The organism is Butyrivibrio sp. INlla18 (genome assembly GCF_900103635.1).
In the GTDB taxonomy this organism is placed as follows: Bacteria; Bacillota; Clostridia; order Lachnospirales; family Lachnospiraceae; genus Butyrivibrio.
The window spans coordinates 169852-188319 of record NZ_FMXK01000007.1; the positions used below are offsets into that span (position 1 = coordinate 169852).

Consider the following 18468-nt stretch of genomic DNA (forward strand, 5'->3'; position numbering starts at 1 on the left):
CTCATTTTCAAAAAATGAGCCACAACCTCCGTCCCTAGGGCTCACTTTTGCTTTCTATCTTAGTCTGTATCTCCGCTAGCGTCAATCTTCTCGCGGATCTGCTGCATTCGAAGATCCAGCTGGTTGATGAGATCTGCGCTGAATTTGAGATCATCAGAAATAACTTCCTGATTCTCAATATTCTTTTTATATTTCATCTTGTGCTCAAGACTTGCCCAGAAATCCATTGCGATAGTTCTAAACTGAACTTCCACCTTCATATACTCTTTTTCCTGAGTCAGGAAGATAGGAACCTCGATGATGAGATGAAGACTTCTATACCCGCTTTCCTTAGGGGTTTCAATATAATCTTTTCTCAAAAGAACCTTGATATCGTCCTGATTTGCAAGACAATCAGCCAGCATATAGATATCATCTACAAAGGAACAGATGACTCTGATACCGGCTACATCTGACAAATGCTCGTTAATATTATCGAGAGTAAACTCAACTCCTTTGCTTGCCAGCTTGTTGTAGATGCTGACAGGAGTCTTGATCCTCATCTTGATAGATTCAAATGGATTACGGTTGTTGATAAGTGAGAGCTCTTTGTTTAGAACATCAAGCTTGGTCCTCACTTCTGATAACGCACAATCATATTTCATCATAAGGATCTGGAAATCCTTTGCCTGATCCTTCATTTTGAGAAGGTTCTCGAGATCACCTGGTGTAATAAAATTAAGTGACCCAATCTCCTCTATACTTTCTGCATTCTCAGCAAAATCTATATCTGAGTAGTCGACATGTTTAGCTGCCATAGACTTCACTCCTTTTCGCTTATAATACTACCTGATAAGTATATCAACATAACTTAAACCACATATGAACGAATTATAAAATTTTCGATAAATAAATTGCCCATAAACCCAAAATTCCGCAAGGCACGTTACGTGCCTGCGGAATCCTCATAAAAAAACCACTTTTCCCCCGAAAAGCTATATTTATTGTTATTCTGCCCGTCCAAGACCTTCTGGAAGATCTGCTAGAGAAACTACGCTGTATTCCAGCTCTGTTCTTGGTCCAGCCAAAATTTTAAGCTTGTTAAGAACTCTTCTGTAAACGATCTTGCAACTTTCTTTGTTGGTTCCAACAAGAAGGAGCAAGAACTGTGATGCGGAATACTTACAATAAGTATCTCCCTGGCGAAGAGTCAATGCTATAGCCTTCTGCAAGAGCTTTCCCCTTGCCTCTAACTTGGCCTGATTAGAAATGGTCTTGCCTTCATAATCTACCAAGGTCAGGAGCATCATGTATACTGACTGTCCAGAACGCTCCATGTTGCGGCTAAGTATATGATATGCATCTATGAAGCTTGGGTAGGAGCAATCATAGGCTCCGCCTTCTTCGACTGATACATTACCTCTTCTTTCTACGATGTCATCCCTAATCTGTAAGATCTTGCCTGGTGTATTTGTGATCTGTCTGCTCATTCGCTCGTAACATTCGAGAAGATCATTACTAGGGGTTATACCAAGCTCGTCAGTATAATATCTGACTGTCTCATCATAAACAGCGTAAGCATCCTTAAATGCTTCCATATCCACAAGGGCGTTGATCTCACCGATCTGCCACTCATCATCTGGATAAAGCTCTGCTGCCTTTTTGTATGTCTTATACATTGATTCGTAATCTCTGCGCTTTTCGTAGTAATTTGCAACTGCTACTACACACTCAGAGTACATTTTCTGCAATTGGACACTCTTGATGATCACCCATTCCTGGGTTGCAACTTCTGGTAAAAGCTCGGCTACATAAAGGTCAAATGCTCTTTTATAATGCATGAAACCTTCAGTCGTATCTTCGTGCTTTCTAGCCTCAATAACAGCCTTCTCAAACTCTCCTGCATCTGTGATTATTTCTATATTATCATCAGTATAGAAGATTCCATCCTTATTAACAATATAGTCGTAATCAGGCAGTCCTGATTTCTTTAGCTGCTTGTGCATCTGATATATCAGATTGTTGAAGCTGTTACTTAGATTTGACTGTTCTTCGCGCTCGTAAAGGATATTCATAAGTCTTTCCTTAGGAATACCATTTTCTCCAGCGAGCCACACTATTTCCAATAGCTGAACGTATTTGGCGGACTTATTTTTACCGACTGATATGTTCTTACCCTCATAAGAAACCACAAGGCCGCCAAATAACTGAACGTCTAACTTAATCCTAATCCCCTCACTCATAAGTCACCTACCTGTTTACTACTTCTTTCCGATTTCCTTCGTAATTGCAAACACTTAGATTTTCCGTTCCGCCATTTATATTTCCAAGCCGAAAATTAGACCACTTGCAACACCAACATTCTCTCATAGGAACAAGCGCTCCATCGTCAGGTTCCCAATGTTCGCAGCAGTAGTCCTCTTTCACGATCATGAGTCCACATTCATCGTACATAGTTTCCTCCAATCATTACCTCACAACTGCATGCTTTCTTTCACACTTTTACGATATCATGAAACTAATTTTCACCGATTTATAATGTCGCCAAATGTACTTTTTTTGTCGTGGGATGAACTTTAAAATTAATAAAAATGAAGACCAGTCGATGCGGCTGGTCTCCATTTTTTACTCAACGCGAATTATTTTTTGACATATTTCTGTAATTTTCATTTTATGTGTAATAACAAGCATTGCCATGTTATGCTTTCTCAAATATTCATCTAAAAAAGCAACTATTTTATTTTCCATACATTCATCTAATCCATCAGTAGGTTCATCTAAAACAAGTAATTCATGTTGTCCAACAAGCGCCCTTGCAAGTCCTACTCTCTTTTTCTCACCACCAGATAATTGCTCAGGCATTTTTTCCAAACAATCATTTAATCCTAGTTCAGTTATTATTTTTTCAAATTCATCATTCGGAACATTTCGCCCAAGCAATATATTGTTTCTTACACTATCATCATATAGAACTATCTCTTGTTCTTGAACCGCAATCCTATCATAATAGCTTTTTATATTAAATGAATCATAGTTGAAACCATTAATTTGTATATTTCCCGCTTTAGGTTCAATTTCTCGCATCAATAACCTTATTAACGTACTCTTTCCTATACCCGATTCGCCAATGATTGCAATTCTTGAAGCGTTTTTCAGCTCTATATCTTCGTATTTAATTACTCTTCCATCATTTTCATATTTAAATTCTATATTTTTACAATCTAATCGTTCTATCTTTCTTAACTTTTTATCATTTTCCTTATGAATAGGATAGCAAAATAATTCCTCTATTCTTTTTTTGCTCACTTGTGCCTGCTGATATCCCAAATTAAAGTCAGTTAAATTCCTAATAGGATTATCAAAAACGCTTGCAAGAGAATATATCCTAAAGTCCCGTCATTTTATACCAAGGATTATGTCGGGACAGGTACTTCCATAAGCTCATAGAGCTTACGTTGTTTATTAGTTATTTCAGACAGATGATGGGCTTTGCCGGGCTGCTGGTAGTATTCGATGACATCCAGCTCGTCAAGCAGTGACTGCATTGTGTAGTCGCTGAACAGGCCATTTTCATCCATCTGCTTTTTGATATAAGACATCAGCTGCAGTGCTATGAACTGCACGAAGAGCTTGCCTTCAAAGTTTTCCTCTGATGCGACAGACATCCTGCGCATTGAAAGGCGATCTTTGAGGTTGCCAAAGGATTTCTCTATAAGATCCTTGAGCCTGTAGATGCGCAGTGCTTCAACAGGATCCTTGATGCCATTGGTCATGAGAGCAAAATAGCCATAGTTACGCTCAGCCTTGCGAATTGCATCCTCATTGAATGAGTAGGTTTTTCCTCTTACTGGTGTCTCATGTATTGTAAAGTACTTCTGATACAGCTTTGCGTCTTCCGGATCAGGAGTGCCATTTACCAGGTTGTTTTCAAGGCGGTCAAGCATTGCATTGAACCGTACCTTGTCATCAGTAGCTTTCTGGTCATTGTAGTAGAAATGGAGATATATACGGCGCTTGTCAGTAATGACTTCACCGGAGCGGGGCTTTTCCTCGGTGTATTCCCATTCCTCTGTAAATGACATGACATAGAGCTTTAGCTCAGAATTATAGTTAAAGCGGGTAACAAAATCATCACGGATCTTGTTAAGGCGGTTGCTTACGAGGTTAAGTGAGAGTCTGGCTCCGATGAGAAACTTATGATGATGCTTCATCAGGTCATTTATGTTCTTCTCGCTGTAGAAGCCTCTGTCCATGACAAGCTTGAGCTTTTCAAGTTTAAGGAAATCCACATCCTTAACGAGGTTCTCTATAGTCTTAACATCAGTGATGTTACCTGCCAGTTTCCTGTAGTAAACAGGGAGCATTGATTCCTCTCCATACAGCAGAGCAAGATTTATCTGCGGAAGGGAATCACCTTCTTTGTTCTTTCCATACTTGGCCTGCTTTATCAAAGTCGAGTATGAGGAGATAGATGTTGTATCAAAAGCAAGGTATTCATCGCAGGAATGGCGTTTTGCCTGGTACTTGAAGTAATCCATCTTGGATTCTTCAGTGATCAGCCCGAAAAGTTCGCTACTCCTTTGAGAAGGAATATCCTTGCCATAAGGATGCCTGTGGGTGCTGCCCCATTTAGTGAAACGGTATAATGGCAACCCTTCCTCAATAACAAGGTAGTAAGCTATGGAGAGTATCTGTGGTGCCAATGAGCCATAGCACTTTCCAAGATCACCGGCTATGCCTGTCTTTTCAGCAATCCTGTCAAGCAGGTATGTAGCTCCATGGAACTGGCGAAGACAAATGTCTGTCGGTACAGGTCCGGTCTTGGAAGCCGTGAGACTGACTTCATATTCAGCTTTGAGACGATGGAAGTTTTTGTTGGGCTTGAAGTCCGTTCCATCATACTTGCCAATGTACTCACGCTTATGATCAGCCTGCTGCTTTTCTGCATCCCAGAATGGGTGATCAATATATGCGTAACCATTCTGAATGCGGACTTTATCAGTGATCCATGGCTCATTTATCTTGATTTCCATAACTCACCTCCTTGGTATAATTATACCAATGAATTAACGGAATATCAAGTAAAATATGTGTTTTTGATACAATATTTTGTGCTCACAAAGCCAGTAAAATCAAGGATTTGCGGTCATAACTGTTAATCATTTATACCAGAGCCTTGGTATAATTTCGCGGGAGCGCAGGATATATACTAAAAAGGGCTCCTACTGTACATTTGCCTATAGAGATAAAATATATCCCGAACATGACAGCAAAAATTAGAATCATTTGTACTAGTGCTGTAGATGTTGCCCCTGCTAACGATTTCCATTTTTGCAAATTGATTGATTTATTACATAATTCTTGCACAAGCTCATTATATTTGTGAGAAAAAAAACTCTCCCTATTATAATATTTTGCAGTTTTTGAAAAAGAATACATTTGACCTGTTGTATGGATTAATTGAGAATTTGTTTCTTTTTCTTCTTTAGAACATTCTCGCATTTTTTTATTTATTACCAAATACGATGCAAAATAAAACATACAAATTACTACTATAAAGATAGAAATATATATATTTATGATAAAAATATAAACAAACCCAATGACCAATGTAGAAACGTTTGTAATGAGCATTGCGTCGCTTATCAATCTATTACTTGCATATGCTCCAACATCGTTGATGATTTTATTGACATAATCCCCTTTCTTTTCACTAGTAAAAAAATACACCGGATTATCCAATGTTCTTTCAAAAACCTTTCCTCTTAACGTAGCTTGACCCAAATAAGTCAATTTAAACCAAAGAAAATTCTGAAAAAAATTGAAAACAGCACTTAACAAAAAAAGAAAAATGATCAGTATAAACGAATTATTGTTTTGATTGCTTAATACATTAATTTGGTCGATAATATGGCCAATATACACAGGAACAACAAGCATAATTACATTACACATAATGCATAGCAATATGACTACAATCCTTAGTACATTAAACCTTTTTAGTGCTTGTTGCGTTAATTTATTAATTTCCATTGATAAACCCTTTCTCAACCATAAATTTAATAAAGGATTCTAATTCTTACTCTCCTTTTTTTATTTGCCATGGCATTAATTTTTCTTATTATAAATACAATCAATACATAAAAAAATGTCGTATGGTGTAACTTTTAGTTACACCATACGACATTTTTTTCATCGCTATTATGTTATAAACTGACTTCACTACTTTTAGGAGGTTTCATATGAAAAGGACACTAATTCTATTCTCAATCATTTCCTGTTTATTATTCTCAGCTAATATCGCTCAAAATTCAGATAAGTCTTTAACTGATTCAAGTGATAGCTCCTGTACACATCTAACATCTTACTCGATACAAATATATGTTCCTGCCCCCTCATCTGATGACTATAATTTTGGAGTATGAACGATACTAAAATATTCTTTCATGGCTTCAATAGCGATTTTTTGATTTGCTTTATCATTAATAACTTTGCATAAATGATACACATCCTCAAATAATTCTTTACTTTTTGCATCATCATCCAGTTGATGCATACACTCTGCCAGGATTATTAAAAATCCTGGCAGGTGTCTATAAATGCCATAATCAATTGCTATTTCTCTTCCTTCTTCAGCATACATCATGGCCTTCTTTATGTTTTCTCTAATTAGATACTCTCTAGATAATCCGTATAATATCAAACATCTTTGGGTTTTTGCAGGAACTATTTTCTCATATCTATCCTTATTGTTAGTTAATAAGTCTTCCCATATTCTTAAAGCCTTCTCCGAATCATTCTGTTCTGAAAAAGCCATGGCAATTTGATTTATCATTTTTATTTCATCAACGGAAAATATACCATTTTTTATTTTAGAAATATCAAAATCAGGATGTGTAAGACGTAACGCTTTTATAAGCTTATCTATTTTTTCAGTCGACTTATACCCTCCAATTATGACTTCGGATCTGACAAGAAACTGCTCGGTCAACTTATCGTTTTTGCTCATCAGCGCACGTAATTTCTGCTGTTTTTCTTCTATGTCTTCCTTTATCGTTTTCTTTTCTTCTCTACCAGCTTTTTCATATTGTACATTTAGGGCAGTTATTTCGTTACATAATTCATTGATTTGCACTTCTTCTACACTAACCGCCGCAAAGAATCGGTCATCACTAATGTCTAGCCTCTGTAGCAATGCATTAAGCGTCGTTCTTGACGGAGTTTGCTTGTCTGTTTCTATTCTCGACATAGTTACTTTGTCGCAAATTCCAAAGCAAACCTCTTCTTGAGTTAAATGAAGTGCTTTTCTTTTCTCTCTTATAATGTCTCCAATTGTCAGTTCTATCATCTAGTCATCTCCTTTGCTACAAGTTCACCAGACTTATAGCACGCATTATATTTGATTAACTCATTATACAGCATCACAAATTAAATTATTCCTCAAAAAAATGCAAATTCTTACTATTTTCAACACATTTTTCAATTTCCATTTTATTAACAAAAACTCCCCAGGCTATATGAGCCTAGGGAGTTACCAATGATTTATACGATTATTTTACTGTGAATTCAACTACGTCTGCATTCTGCATCTCACTTACTAAGCCATCGATCACAGAATAGTCTGGTACTTCTTTTTCTTCCGTACCGTCATTTACGTAGTTTGTTGCATTATCCTCTGAATCAAACTCTGTTCTTGCCAAAAGCACAAGTGAGAGTAAACCATCTTTGACCGTATATTTTGCAACTGAGTTAGGTGTTGCAAAGTATATACAATCTCCTTTCATGACTACAGGGTATCCTGTACCGCTGCTGTCTAATCCGCCGAGTCCTGTTACTTTTCCATCTTCTCCAATGATAAAGAAGCTTGAATCTATTGCTGCATTCTTGCCATCAAGGTCAAAGCAGCCGCTTGATACTAAGAGTACATCTGTATCTCCAAACTTGAGCTTGGCATATCCCATGCCAGCATCAAGCTTTGTGTCGATCAACTGGTCAAAAGAATCAAGGCCTTCCGCATCGATCATTGGCGCTCCGCCAGGGAGAACTACGTCGTAGTCGCCTTCTATCTCATCTGGCGTTATTTCTGCATTTGGTGTTGTAGCTTCATGTGTTGTGTCTTCTGAGATCACATATACATCGCCAGTAGCGCCTGAACTACTTTCTGATGTATCAAGTGACTTGCCTTGACTACCACATCCCATCAGCATTACTGCCAATGCCAAAGAAAGTACGATCTTTTTCTTCATAGGCATTTCCTCCTGTTAATAATATGTTAGTAATTATTACATTAATTGTAATAATTGTCAAACCATGTATTTACAGGAGTTTGAATTTGTTCATTGATATTTGGAATATCATTTATTTCTTTGGATGTAATAAATATGTAAATTATCCTTCAAGTATTCCTATTGCTTCTTCCATGGATAGGCACTTTGCAAATCTCTTTGGCCACATCATCTCGTTGTAGTATCTGTAGGTTGTCTCTCCATCCATGTAGTCATTATCAAAGGTTGAGTTTGTGCCCTGTGGGATTATCGCGTTGTAGCCCCTTTCAAAGGCTGACTTAACAGTGGCATCAATGCAGAAGTTAGTCTGAAGGCCTACTATCATCAGGTCTTTTTCTCCGCTCTGTTCAAGGTATTCTGTTAATTCCTTGTTTCCGAAGGCACTATTTATGGTCTTGTAAAAGATCTTTTCTCCATCCCTAGGAGCTACCTGATCTGCAATCTCAAAATCTCTATCTCCGATTGAAAATCCTGTACCAGGGCCGTCGTCATGCTGAACGTAGATCACTTCCACGTTATTCTGTCTTGCAGTCTCTATGATCTTTTTAGTGTTACTAATAAAGCTTTCAAATGCGTAAAGTCTTTCGTCAATGATTCCCTTTTGAATGTCGATAACTAGTAATTTCATACACTTCCTCCAGATGTCTTGTAATAGAAATTATTATCGCACAGATCATATCAGTTCATCTACTACATTTCTAATCTATGTATCTTTTTGATTTTTGCTCAACATAACGCCGTTTTTACTTGTGTCCCTATTGTAAGAAGATTTTTTTCGAGTAAGATATATAAAGATATAGTGAGGTTAGTATACATGATGAAAAAACAATTTTTAGCAGGAATAATGTCTTTTACCCTTGCAGCATCTATGCTTGCTGGCTGCGGTAAAGATGTGGAAATAGATGAAAGCGCATCAGGGCGTTCTAAAGAGATTGAATCAGTTGATAATAGCGAAAGTTCTTCAGAAGCTTCATCCGAAACTGCCGCTGAAAGCGCTAGTACAGAAGACAATATCTACGAAGCCTTCATGAATGGCGACGTTAAAGTCAAATATCAAAATCTTCCATCAAAGGGCGGCGATGCTCTTTCTGATTACCTAGAAGATGGCAAAAAATACGACATCAATGAGATCATCAAATGCATCGAAGACGACCACAATACTGTTGATGGTGAACCTAAGTATTGTTACATCGATTGCGGAGAAGACGGCATAAAAGAGCTTTTGGTAAAGCTTGATCTTGGCGCATCATCGAGTCTTTCTTTTATCCTTAAGGAATTTGATGGGAAGCTTAAGATCTGTTATTCCGGTGAAGCTTGGGAGAGAAGTGATCTTAGTATCAGTGATACCGGAATGATCTCATCAGCAGGTTCTGCAGGAGCAACAGCTCACGGCGGTGATTTTGCATTCGTAAACGCCGATGGTGATTACAAGTTCTTTTACTCCAGTATGACAGAAGGTGATCCTTATAGCTACTATGCTTACAATGAAGCGGGCGATATGGTAACAGTTAAATTTGAAGGGCTTGAAACTGAGCACTTTATGATCACTAGATACTACATCGAGGATGAAAACGGTGAGGATCACCCTTACTACACCTACGATATGCTTGATGAAGATTATTCGATCATTACTACTGATGAGTGCTTTGACGAATCAAATCCTTATATGCAAAGATTCATTGAAGCTGGCATAAATGTCTATAAGCAAAACGAAATTGACGAAATGCTCACCAAAAAAGCTGACGAAATAGGCTATCCAGGCGGCTATCATCCATACTCTTCTGATGAAGAAGATAATCAATATGGCATTTCTTTAGTTTCTATGGAACACACGGATGTATCGTCTTTATGCCCGGATGATCAGTTTGAAAGTTGCAGAGATGTTTCATTAAATGATATTACTGGTGATATCACCGAGTACGTAGATGGAATCAAAGGAACTCGATTTGATGGGCATTTAGCTGTATTTAGAAGTAAGAACGACAGCGGAGACATCATTTACAGTTTTACAGTTGATGGAAAAGAGGCTGGAAGCTGCATTCATGAGACACATGACTTTAAGACCATTGATTACATTCAGGCCAAAGATATTGATGGTGATGGAGTTGCTGAAATTCTCATCGTTACTTATACCTACAGTTCAGAACCAATTATAGCTGTTGATTTCTCAGCTCTTAGGTACTGCCAAAATGAAAATGCAGCTGATGGCTCATCATATGGCATAGATACTTGCTACCACCTAAATAATGACTTTTCTTGGGGCAATGCTTACTTCTACATTGAACATGACGAAGCTCTAACTGGTGGAAATGTCGTTTATGTCAGTCTTGAAGATAGCGGCCTTAGAGTTGTTGTTGATAAGGGTAAGAAAGTTAATGGCGCATATGAATTTGATACATATGATGTTGTGATGAAGCTTGGATGATCATAAAACGAGACCTCTATCCTTTTTCGAGATAGAGGTCTCATTATTTTATGTATAAATGATCTTTCTAAGAGCAGGCCCGCAAAACTCGTGTGGACATATCTTAAAGCCTTGTTTTACATAGAATTCTTCTTTGCCTTTAGCTGCTAGCAGTTGAATGCTTAATCTTGCTCCCTTAGGCGCATCGTTTTGGATGAGTTCAACCAGCTTGTTGATCAGCGTTGCACCAATCTTCCGCCCCTGATATTCTGGTCTTACTACGACGTCTACTATAGTGTAGTACATTCCATCTCCAACCACTCTTCCCATGGCAACTGGCTTGTCACCATCCTTAGCCAGCACAAAGTATACGCTATTATCTAACGCCTTCTGTGTCTGTTCTGGACAGAAGTTGTTCCACTCAACTGATTCTCTAAGATCATAATATGTCTGTAAATCTGGTACTTTCTCTGAATATGTTATTGCCACTGCCTTGATGCCTCCTTATTCAAGTATCTCTATTGCCTTTTCTACGTCTTTTTCCGTAAGTCCTATCTCTGGATCAGTCTTCACCTGATGTCTTGCCACTTCCTCGTTATGTAGATCTAGGTCATCTAGTACCACCCACTTGGTAAAAGAGCTGTTGTCTTCCAGCCACTTCAGTATCTCATCAGCCTTAACTAGACTAAATTTCTTTGTTTTTCTTATTTCTTCTGTCGTTAAGTCTGGCGTAACTCCGTAAATGCTCATTCCTTCCTTTGCTAACGCATTTGCAAAAAACTCTGCTTCTGGTCTAAGAGGTTTCATGGATTCATCAAACCAAAATCGCCATCCCGAGTGGAGAATAATCTTTGCATTAGTTCTTTTCGTAAGAGTTCCTAGAAGCTTTACGGCTTCAGGGTCTACATATTTACCTTCACTGATCTCACGCTGATGGTCATTATCCCAGAATTTGGAGTTTAAAACGCCGTCTACGTCAAGGAATACTACGTTATTCATGCATTTCCCTCCACGCCCAAGATCTCATCAAGCTCTTTTTCCCAAAACTCCTCAGGTATGCCGTGAAGAGTCTCTATGCCTGTCTCTTTGTAATAATCAGACATTACTTTTCTCAGTATTGACGCATGGGAGTTTTCACCTGTCTGCAAGAGATGTTTTGTGATTCTATACCAGCCTGGTGCCAGCTCATTTATCTTTTCATCGTGCATAGCCTTAATTGTGGCGTCTACATCATATTCCACTGAATAGAAATGATAATCCCATGCTCCATTCTCACCTTCAAGAATCATAAACTGTGCTTTACCGCCTGCATTTAGCGATATTCCTATTGCTCCAGGGTTGATGATTAGCTTCCCTGATCTTGTATACTGGGTTTGAATGTGGAAATGAGCACAGATTACTATATCGTTTTTGAAAGTAGCTGTAACCTCGTCTATATAGTCATAATCAGGTCTCAAGCTCTGATTTGCGCTATATGGTGAACCATGACAAAAAGTGATATCAGGAAATCCCTCGTAATGCTTATCTATGCTAATTGGCATACTCTCAAAGAAATCTAAATCCTCATCTGTCACACGATCAAAATTATATCGCAACATCCCAGTAGTAGTTCTACCATACTCCCAATCCTCTGCGTCAGGATGCTTTCTATGTTCTAACCAATAATCCTCTTTGTTTCCTCTAATGAAGGTGCAAGGATAGTCTTTTCTTACCTGATATACCATATCCATGGTCTGTCTTAAATTAGCCATGTCTCCAAGGTAATCGCCAAGAAAAATAAACTCTGTTGCCCCTTCATTAATAGCCTTTTCAAAACAAGTCTTAAAAGCTTCATAATTACTATGGATATCTGCAAATACTGCTATCTTCATCTAGTTACCACCAATCTGCCATAAACAATATTATTAAGATGTTAGCCGTATGCTATGAATTAGTCAAGGTCCAAGGGCATTATAACTACCTTATATATAAAAAAGCTCCACATTCTCCTCTATAAAATTATAAACAGTCTGTCGTGTAATAGACTTACTAATCACATCACCAGTTTCATGAGCATGTTTCTGAAGATTGTATATCTCAGTAAATCCATCCTTTCTAATTACCACAATTGGATCAGAATAGAACAATGTCCCTTCTTTTTCCAACACGCAAAGCTCATATCCCAAAAGCCTCTTAATTACAACGCAAGCCATTAAATCTCACTCCCAAGCAGGTATCATTTCTATTTTGTGATCTATCCACATTTTGATCAAAAGATTCTTGTTCTCTTCATACCATGCTGTTATAACAGGCAAAACATACTTAGAGAAATCACCTAGAATAGTTCCTTCAAGAAGCTGCAAGCTACCTTGAACATTATCATCCAAATAATTAATCTCCACTAAAGGGTCACCATCAAATTCTGAATCCATGAAGACTTCTATATCGCAAAACTCTGCTATCTTTACCATGGATTTATTCTCTGTCTTATCTATGTAACAGGATTGTGCTTTCTTTTCGATTGTACGGCGAGCATATTCAAGCATATGCTCTCTTTCTAACCAATCCATACTATTGAACAATTCAATTAACTCTCTCTCTTCTGTTCCTTTAGGAATAACCATATAGTCCACATTCCTTCCTCTATCACTATCTTCTGTTACTCCAGAGAGTAGATATTCAGGAGTAACATCAAGGGCTGCACAAATAGCCATAATCTTATCTGATCCAGGATTGGTATTTTTCTTACGCCAATCACTTATAGTCGTTGTTGAAATACCAGTTCTTCGCGAAAACTCCTTCTGAGTCATATGCTGTTCTTCCAACAAATAAAAGATTTTCTGTCCTATAGTCATAATCATCCTCCTGATATCGTTAATTACGGATTAATGATATCATCTGAAACATAAATCGTCAATTACGGATTAATGATGGAAAAAAGCCTTGATTTTACGTGGTTTCTATTCGCACCTTTCTCATGTTTCGCTATATTTGGGGTGGTTTTAGAAATTTTTAGAGCCAATTTAGATCCAAATTATATTTCATCATCCGTAAAGAGTTACTTTCCATCCAGGTATTCTTTCATTTTTGAGTAGATTATTTCCCTGTCCTTACCACAAATAGCTCCGACTTTTTTGTTGTTATAATGATGCCCAAATTCCTCATCAACGTATTCATTGCCATTAATTATCACAGGCCTACTGTACCTTGGTCTACAATGCAAATGCACATGAGGATTTGGATTATCATCCTTGTAGAAATTATTCAAAAGACAACTCCAGTTACACAAATCCGCTCCAAGAGTTGTTTTTAAGCATAATTCCAACTTATGGATAATTGAGTACAGGTCAGTCCACTCACCGAAACTTAGATCTGATAATGCGCCAGCATGTCTTTTCAGCACAATGATGCACCTTCCAATGTAATCCTGCTCATCAGGAAGATACACAGACCAATAATCATCTTCAGACAATATGTATTTTTTATCTTCTTCAGATAATTTCAATCACCAGCGCTTCATATTCTTTTGAAACTTGCTTGTGTAGGTCTCTTTTAGCTCCTCTGCCGTTATCCCATAGCAAAGAAGAACGTCATTGTAGTACATTAATACATCAGCAAGTTCTTCTATCAGATGCTCCCTCTCTGGGTTACCTACATTAGAGGACTCAGGACCATACTTCTTAACTATATCAATTACTTCACCAATTTCACCGATCATCCATAGAAGCTTATTCTTACCTACCTCAGGTGAAATACCTTCCCATTTATCCTTGTACCTTTCCTGAAGAGTTCTTTGCATATCAAGCATTTCATTTATACCAAAGTCAGGCATCACTCGTCTCCTCCGAATCCACTATCATTCTCGTATTAGTGTAATTACTTCGCCATTCCTGTAACCAACACGATTCTTATCTGCCATAAATCCTTCTTTTTTCATCATTTTTATCAACGTATGCATAAAGAAACCGTGCGTAACTATAGCGTAATCATCATTGTCTATAATTGAATCCATAAACTGCTTAGCTCTATTAATGGTCTGTTTCCTGATTTCAGGTTGTCTCTTGCATCCTGTAAACCATTGCAACCTTCCCAAAACATTCCAGAACCATAGTGGCATTCTGATTCCTGTATCAAAGGCTGATCGAAGCGGAACCTCATTTAGTGCTGATGTTCTCTCGAAGTCATCATCTCCAAATATCTTTTCAGCAGTCTGCCGAGTCCTGTCCAAAGTACTAATATAAACCTTTTGAATATCATCGTTCACTGTATCTACAGATGTCTTATCAATCGGAGCCTTGTCATATAACGCACATTGCTCATCAAACTCAGCAGATGTGCACCACTTTTTCCAGTCATGAAGTACTTTGCCATGCCTAATTATCATTACTCTCATAGAATAGCTACCATTCCCCAACATCTCCCGATATTATAGTTTTAAAACTGCGATCAATTCTTCTCCATCCATATCCCCTGTCTCTACAAATCCAAAAGACTCATAAAGAGCTTTTGCAACCGTGTTTTCCGGTTCATAGGAAAGCCAACAGTATTCTGCTTCTCCACATGGGAATGTCTTAATGAACTCAAGAGCAAGTTCTATTGCTTTTCTGCCATAGCCCTTTTGCTGATATCTCTTATCTATCATCAGCCGCCATAAATTATAGTTATTATCTGCTACCTTAGGTGCATCATCCCAATAGTCGTCTTTGTCATATCCGATCATGACAAATCCCACAAGTGTATCATCATCATAGACTCCATAAGGAAATGCGTAGCCATTATTGGTGACAGTTGTATAAGCCTCAATGATACTAACCTCATTAGAAGCAACGAATTCTCTCTGGTCGTCATTAACAGAAAGTTTTAATATATCCCAAACATTTTTTCCATTTATCTTCTCAAGTCTTAACATCTGGTGCTCTCCCAAAACAATTTTGCATTTCTCAATTAAACAATGATTCTTAAGAAGTCTTCAGCCAATCCATAGAACAAAGGTAATCATAAAAAGTCTGATATTCCGGAACTTCCCACTTGCCTTCTACATATGCAAGCAGATCGGTATCGGCTCTATATCCATCAATTGCGCATTTACCATAAGCGTCTAAATGGTCACAATCTTTTCCCAACCAGAAATTCCCAGACTCCACATCATAAACCATAGTTTGATATTTCTTATCTGTCCCTGGAAACAGTTCTTCTTCACATAGATTTATCACAACATAGTGGAAATGATTTTTGCCCGCAGCAGTAAGGTCCTCTATTCCATAGTTGTCATCGGTTACTTCAAGCAGGTAGCTGTTAGCCGAGGCATTTCTGTAGAGTCTGAAAATAGCTTCGTAGCTGTCATTGTGCCTGTAGAAATCATTAAGATCATATCTCATCTTATGCCTAAAGGTATTTCTATGGCCATCTTCCTCAGATAATGATACAAATGAGCATCTGTACACCTGTGGGATATAGAAAGACGCCTCCTGAGACTCTTCAGCCTTTTTCCCGCAAGCGCATAGCTGAATGGCCATCAATGCCAATAATAAGCCGATCGCATATCGTATTCTTATTCCCTTATGTATCTTCTTCAAAAACATATAAAATATCCTCATCAGCATCATAGATAGCTACTGTGCAGTTTATTGAATGTCTGGTTCACAATTCCGATTCATCATATGAATCATTGGCCCGCGAATTGCGATCATAGAAGAAATAATAGCCGTTTGTAACCTCTGGAATAGCCTCTGCGCACTCATTACCAATGGTATTCCTTATCAGATTGAAAACATTTTCTGAAAGCGGCAGTTCTTTCCATAATTCCGACTCTTCCATCTCAGGCTGCATAGAACTATCGGTATATTGGTAAACATGAAGACTGCTACCATTTTTCCCATCTATAAACGTACAACAGTGCATAGCTCTGTCAGCCATGCACTGTAATAATATTACACCATCTTCCTAATTATTGCTTGCATTAATAATTTCTTCTGCCATATCCATCATTTCATCTGCATCCATTGGCGTATCGAAGGAAAGAATACAATAGTCCACTTCACCCATCACAAAATTAACCGTACTGCTCATTTTTGTTTCTCTTTCATCACTACCATAACTAATAAAGAAATGTGGATCATTAGCATCCCTTTCTTTTTCTTCGTCTGTCAAAACCTCGCCAACGGGAACAAACAGATATTCATCACAACTATAATAAACATCTACATCTTCAACCTTTCGGCTAGCTAAGGCATCCTTTGAGATGTCGCCACCAACCATACTCTTTGGATCCATATAGATTGCAACGTATGGTTCATTTTCTTTAACATAATTCATGCTTATGCCTTTGTAAGACAGAAGATCATTAAAATTATCATCCTGTGTAGTAGATTCGCCTATTTCCATATAATCAAACCCATATCCATTGGAAAATGATTCTACAGCGGTAATGTCCAGCTCCGCCTGCTGTTCAAGCTTTTCAAGATCACCAAAATTTCTTGTTCGTGTTTCTATCTTATTATGGCCAACTACGCCTGTCGCAATTCCAGTAGCCGTTGCTGTCACTCCAAATACCATTATACATGCTGCAACTATGATTGCTGTTTTCTTTACTCCCATTCTTTTTTTCATCGTGCCTTCCTTTCTGATTGGACTAATCTTAGTTAAGTCCGATATCATCTTTTCTTTTTTGTCATCAGAAAGTTTGATAAGGCTCATAGATTCAATATACTCTTTATTTCTATATTCACTCATGTAGATTCTCCTTGCCTAATCATTACCCCGTTTCAACATACCAAGATCATTCATGATTGAAAGCCTGAGTTTCTTTCGCCCGCGGGAAAGATACATATTAATCGCTGATTCTTTTTTTCCCAGAAGCTCCGCTATCTCTTTTGCCGAATACCCCTCATAGTAAAAAAGATAAATACTGATACGATAGTTCATAGGCAGCTTCATTACTTCTTCAGTGATTCCAAGATCCGGTGGGGTAACAGCTTTTGCATCATCAGCTTCCTCTAGAACTGTAGTCTTTCTGAAGAATGCACTCTTTAATTCGTTTTTACACATGTTTATAGTGGTTCTGATAACCCATGCCTTTTCATGTTCCAGACTATCAAACTGTGGATCCGATGTAATATATTTCACCAAAACTGCCTGACATATGTCCTCTGCATCAGTAGTACTCTTTAGATAATTGGTACCGATGCGCATAATCATGTCAGTGTAGCTCTCCACCAACCGTCTTGCTTCTTTCTCCTCCATGCGTCTACTCACTTTCTGATATCTTTTAGAAGGCCCTCTATATATAATACAATTCAAAACGAGTAAACCTAACACCAAAAACAAAAATTGAGTGCAGTATTATTACCGCACTCAAATCTTATCACGCAAATCAATTTATCATTCTTAACAAATACAATTATACTCTCACATGTTTTATCGCCTCTTGCTCATATATTACATCCCACTCATCATCAAGAATCCAATGTTTTATTCTTATTCCTGGGAATCTGAATATCTGTCAAATGTTGTAATCCTGCCAAATGAAAAAACTCTTTACCAGAAAATGATAGCTTCATCTTCCTTGTTTTTCTTCGATGCGATAATACAAATTCATACTCATACTGTTGTAATGCCACGTACTTTGCAGCTGCCTGATATATTAAATCCATTAGGTAACCTTTTACATAATAAAAGCCTTGCAACAAGGTGCTGCAAGGCTTCATAGTCTTTTTTGCAACTTTCTTTCGCAAATCGCTAGATGGGTTATGGTAAGTTGCCACCTTTATAAGCCTCCACGTTCACCGCCTCCCATCGCGGATTCCGATTCACAGGCAAATA

Annotated in this window: 24 protein-coding genes; 1 reads left to right on the forward strand and 23 read right to left on the reverse strand. The window is 37.9% G+C overall.

Going from position 1 to position 18468, the window contains the following annotated elements; genetic code table 11:
• Positions 1 to 59 precede the first annotated feature (59 nt).
• The 9 genes from BLS24_RS05865 to BLS24_RS05905 form a co-directional block, all read right to left on the reverse strand.
• On the reverse strand, positions 60 to 797 hold the full coding sequence (locus BLS24_RS05865) for a GTP pyrophosphokinase (protein WP_091757063.1): 738 nt from the start codon (positions 795 to 797) through the stop codon (positions 60 to 62).
• Positions 798 to 986: 189 nt separating this feature from the next.
• Positions 987 to 2222 carry a bacterial transcriptional activator domain-containing protein gene (locus tag BLS24_RS05870; protein WP_091757066.1) on the reverse strand — a complete coding sequence of 412 codons (1236 nt, stop codon included), beginning with the start codon at positions 2220 to 2222 and terminating at the stop codon, positions 987 to 989.
• 7 nt (positions 2223 to 2229) lie between these two features.
• On the reverse strand, positions 2230 to 2433 hold the full coding sequence (locus BLS24_RS05875; protein ID WP_091757068.1) for a hypothetical protein: 204 nt from the start codon (positions 2431 to 2433) through the stop codon (positions 2230 to 2232).
• A gap of 171 nt (positions 2434 to 2604) precedes the next feature.
• Positions 2605 to 3285 carry an ATP-binding cassette domain-containing protein gene (locus tag BLS24_RS05880; RefSeq protein WP_176764351.1) on the reverse strand — a complete coding sequence of 227 codons (681 nt, stop codon included), beginning with the start codon at positions 3283 to 3285 and terminating at the stop codon, positions 2605 to 2607.
• Between the two features lie 107 nt (positions 3286 to 3392).
• Positions 3393 to 5012 carry an IS1634 family transposase gene (locus BLS24_RS05885; RefSeq protein WP_091757072.1) on the reverse strand — a complete coding sequence of 540 codons (1620 nt, stop codon included), beginning with the start codon at positions 5010 to 5012 and terminating at the stop codon, positions 3393 to 3395.
• Positions 5013 to 5142: 130 nt separating this feature from the next.
• A complete protein-coding gene (locus tag BLS24_RS05890; RefSeq protein ID WP_091757073.1) occupies positions 5143 to 6012 on the reverse strand; it encodes an ABC transporter transmembrane domain-containing protein in 870 nt (289 codons plus the stop codon).
• 373 nt (positions 6013 to 6385) lie between these two features.
• Entirely contained in the window at positions 6386 to 7327 is a 942-nt protein-coding gene (locus BLS24_RS05895; RefSeq protein WP_091757075.1) for a helix-turn-helix domain-containing protein, read from the reverse strand.
• A gap of 202 nt (positions 7328 to 7529) precedes the next feature.
• A complete protein-coding gene (locus BLS24_RS05900; RefSeq protein ID WP_091757077.1) occupies positions 7530 to 8225 on the reverse strand; it encodes a hypothetical protein in 696 nt (231 codons plus the stop codon).
• Positions 8226 to 8367: 142 nt separating this feature from the next.
• Positions 8368 to 8892, reverse strand: a complete 525-nt coding sequence (locus BLS24_RS05905; RefSeq protein ID WP_091757079.1) for a cysteine hydrolase family protein — start codon at positions 8890 to 8892, stop codon at positions 8368 to 8370.
• Positions 8893 to 9078: 186 nt separating this feature from the next.
• Here BLS24_RS05905 and BLS24_RS05910 point away from each other — a divergent pair, with 186 nt between their 5' ends.
• The gene (locus tag BLS24_RS05910; protein WP_143015143.1) at positions 9079 to 10689 is read left to right on the forward strand and encodes a hypothetical protein; all 1611 of its coding nucleotides are present in this window, start codon (positions 9079 to 9081) and stop codon (positions 10687 to 10689) included.
• Positions 10690 to 10737: 48 nt separating this feature from the next.
• On the opposite strand, the gene BLS24_RS05915 is transcribed toward BLS24_RS05910, so the two are convergent.
• From BLS24_RS05915 to BLS24_RS05980, 14 genes are all read right to left on the reverse strand, one after another.
• Positions 10738 to 11157, reverse strand: a complete 420-nt coding sequence (locus tag BLS24_RS05915) for a GNAT family N-acetyltransferase (RefSeq protein ID WP_242872241.1) — start codon at positions 11155 to 11157, stop codon at positions 10738 to 10740.
• Positions 11158 to 11172: 15 nt separating this feature from the next.
• Entirely contained in the window at positions 11173 to 11667 is a 495-nt protein-coding gene (locus tag BLS24_RS05920) for an HAD domain-containing protein (RefSeq protein ID WP_091757083.1), read from the reverse strand.
• Entirely contained in the window at positions 11664 to 12539 is an 876-nt protein-coding gene (locus BLS24_RS05925) for a metallophosphoesterase family protein (RefSeq protein ID WP_091757085.1), read from the reverse strand. The genes BLS24_RS05920 and BLS24_RS05925 overlap by 4 nt, the downstream gene beginning before the upstream one ends.
• A gap of 90 nt (positions 12540 to 12629) precedes the next feature.
• Entirely contained in the window at positions 12630 to 12860 is a 231-nt protein-coding gene (locus tag BLS24_RS05930) for a hypothetical protein (protein ID WP_091757087.1), read from the reverse strand.
• A gap of 6 nt (positions 12861 to 12866) precedes the next feature.
• Positions 12867 to 13502, reverse strand: coding sequence for a helix-turn-helix domain-containing protein (locus BLS24_RS05935; protein ID WP_091757089.1), 636 nt, complete (start codon positions 13500 to 13502; stop codon positions 12867 to 12869).
• Between the two features lie 203 nt (positions 13503 to 13705).
• Positions 13706 to 14152 (reverse strand): HIT family protein, encoded by a 447-nt coding sequence (locus tag BLS24_RS05940; RefSeq protein WP_091757091.1) that lies wholly within the window; start codon positions 14150 to 14152, stop codon positions 13706 to 13708.
• A complete protein-coding gene (locus BLS24_RS05945) occupies positions 14153 to 14479 on the reverse strand; it encodes a MazG nucleotide pyrophosphohydrolase domain-containing protein (RefSeq protein ID WP_091757094.1) in 327 nt (108 codons plus the stop codon).
• Positions 14480 to 14503: 24 nt separating this feature from the next.
• Positions 14504 to 15040, reverse strand: coding sequence for a histidine phosphatase family protein (locus BLS24_RS05950; RefSeq protein WP_091757096.1), 537 nt, complete (start codon positions 15038 to 15040; stop codon positions 14504 to 14506).
• A gap of 33 nt (positions 15041 to 15073) precedes the next feature.
• Positions 15074 to 15556 (reverse strand): GNAT family N-acetyltransferase, encoded by a 483-nt coding sequence (locus BLS24_RS05955; protein WP_091757098.1) that lies wholly within the window; start codon positions 15554 to 15556, stop codon positions 15074 to 15076.
• Between the two features lie 49 nt (positions 15557 to 15605).
• On the reverse strand, positions 15606 to 16229 hold the full coding sequence (locus BLS24_RS05960; RefSeq protein WP_091757100.1) for a hypothetical protein: 624 nt from the start codon (positions 16227 to 16229) through the stop codon (positions 15606 to 15608).
• Between the two features lie 58 nt (positions 16230 to 16287).
• Complete coding sequence (locus BLS24_RS05965) at positions 16288 to 16548, reverse strand: hypothetical protein (RefSeq protein WP_143015144.1); 261 nt, start codon at positions 16546 to 16548, stop codon at positions 16288 to 16290.
• A gap of 42 nt (positions 16549 to 16590) precedes the next feature.
• A complete protein-coding gene (locus BLS24_RS05970; RefSeq protein WP_091757104.1) occupies positions 16591 to 17379 on the reverse strand; it encodes a hypothetical protein in 789 nt (262 codons plus the stop codon).
• Between the two features lie 15 nt (positions 17380 to 17394).
• The gene (locus BLS24_RS05975; protein ID WP_091757106.1) at positions 17395 to 17889 is read right to left on the reverse strand and encodes an RNA polymerase sigma factor; all 495 of its coding nucleotides are present in this window, start codon (positions 17887 to 17889) and stop codon (positions 17395 to 17397) included.
• Between the two features lie 212 nt (positions 17890 to 18101).
• Entirely contained in the window at positions 18102 to 18410 is a 309-nt protein-coding gene (locus BLS24_RS05980; protein ID WP_091757108.1) for a PBECR4 domain-containing protein, read from the reverse strand.
• Positions 18411 to 18468: the final 58 nt, after the last annotated feature.

What these genes read in the sequence shown, in the direction of transcription:
- BLS24_RS05950 (WP_091757096.1), bottom strand. Translation starts at nt 15,040, where the DNA reads ATGAGAGTAATGATAATTAGGCATGGCAAAGTACTTCATGACTGGAAA.
- BLS24_RS05920 (WP_091757083.1), bottom strand. Translation starts at nt 11,667, where the DNA reads ATGAATAACGTAGTATTCCTTGACGTAGACGGCGTTTTAAACTCCAAA.
- BLS24_RS05865 (WP_091757063.1), bottom strand. Translation starts at nt 797, where the DNA reads ATGGCAGCTAAACATGTCGACTACTCAGATATAGATTTTGCTGAGAAT.
- BLS24_RS05910 (WP_143015143.1), top strand. Translation starts at nt 9,079, where the DNA reads ATGATGAAAAAACAATTTTTAGCAGGAATAATGTCTTTTACCCTTGCA.
- BLS24_RS05900 (WP_091757077.1), bottom strand. Translation starts at nt 8,225, where the DNA reads ATGAAGAAAAAGATCGTACTTTCTTTGGCATTGGCAGTAATGCTGATG.
- BLS24_RS05965 (WP_143015144.1), bottom strand. Translation starts at nt 16,548, where the DNA reads ATGCACTGTTGTACGTTTATAGATGGGAAAAATGGTAGCAGTCTTCAT.
- BLS24_RS05895 (WP_091757075.1), bottom strand. Translation starts at nt 7,327, where the DNA reads ATGATAGAACTGACAATTGGAGACATTATAAGAGAGAAAAGAAAAGCA.
- BLS24_RS05925 (WP_091757085.1), bottom strand. Translation starts at nt 12,539, where the DNA reads ATGAAGATAGCAGTATTTGCAGATATCCATAGTAATTATGAAGCTTTT.
- BLS24_RS05905 (WP_091757079.1), bottom strand. Translation starts at nt 8,892, where the DNA reads ATGAAATTACTAGTTATCGACATTCAAAAGGGAATCATTGACGAAAGA.
- BLS24_RS05960 (WP_091757100.1), bottom strand. Translation starts at nt 16,229, where the DNA reads ATGTTTTTGAAGAAGATACATAAGGGAATAAGAATACGATATGCGATC.
- BLS24_RS05885 (WP_091757072.1), bottom strand. Translation starts at nt 5,012, where the DNA reads ATGGAAATCAAGATAAATGAGCCATGGATCACTGATAAAGTCCGCATT.
- BLS24_RS05935 (WP_091757089.1), bottom strand. Translation starts at nt 13,502, where the DNA reads ATGACTATAGGACAGAAAATCTTTTATTTGTTGGAAGAACAGCATATG.
- BLS24_RS05975 (WP_091757106.1), bottom strand. Translation starts at nt 17,889, where the DNA reads ATGGAGGAGAAAGAAGCAAGACGGTTGGTGGAGAGCTACACTGACATG.
- BLS24_RS05970 (WP_091757104.1), bottom strand. Translation starts at nt 17,379, where the DNA reads ATGAGTGAATATAGAAATAAAGAGTATATTGAATCTATGAGCCTTATC.
- BLS24_RS05890 (WP_091757073.1), bottom strand. Translation starts at nt 6,012, where the DNA reads ATGGAAATTAATAAATTAACGCAACAAGCACTAAAAAGGTTTAATGTA.
- BLS24_RS05945 (WP_091757094.1), bottom strand. Translation starts at nt 14,479, where the DNA reads ATGCCTGACTTTGGTATAAATGAAATGCTTGATATGCAAAGAACTCTT.
- BLS24_RS05875 (WP_091757068.1), bottom strand. Translation starts at nt 2,433, where the DNA reads ATGTACGATGAATGTGGACTCATGATCGTGAAAGAGGACTACTGCTGC.
- BLS24_RS05955 (WP_091757098.1), bottom strand. Translation starts at nt 15,556, where the DNA reads ATGTTAAGACTTGAGAAGATAAATGGAAAAAATGTTTGGGATATATTA.
- BLS24_RS05930 (WP_091757087.1), bottom strand. Translation starts at nt 12,860, where the DNA reads ATGGCTTGCGTTGTAATTAAGAGGCTTTTGGGATATGAGCTTTGCGTG.
- BLS24_RS05870 (WP_091757066.1), bottom strand. Translation starts at nt 2,222, where the DNA reads ATGAGTGAGGGGATTAGGATTAAGTTAGACGTTCAGTTATTTGGCGGC.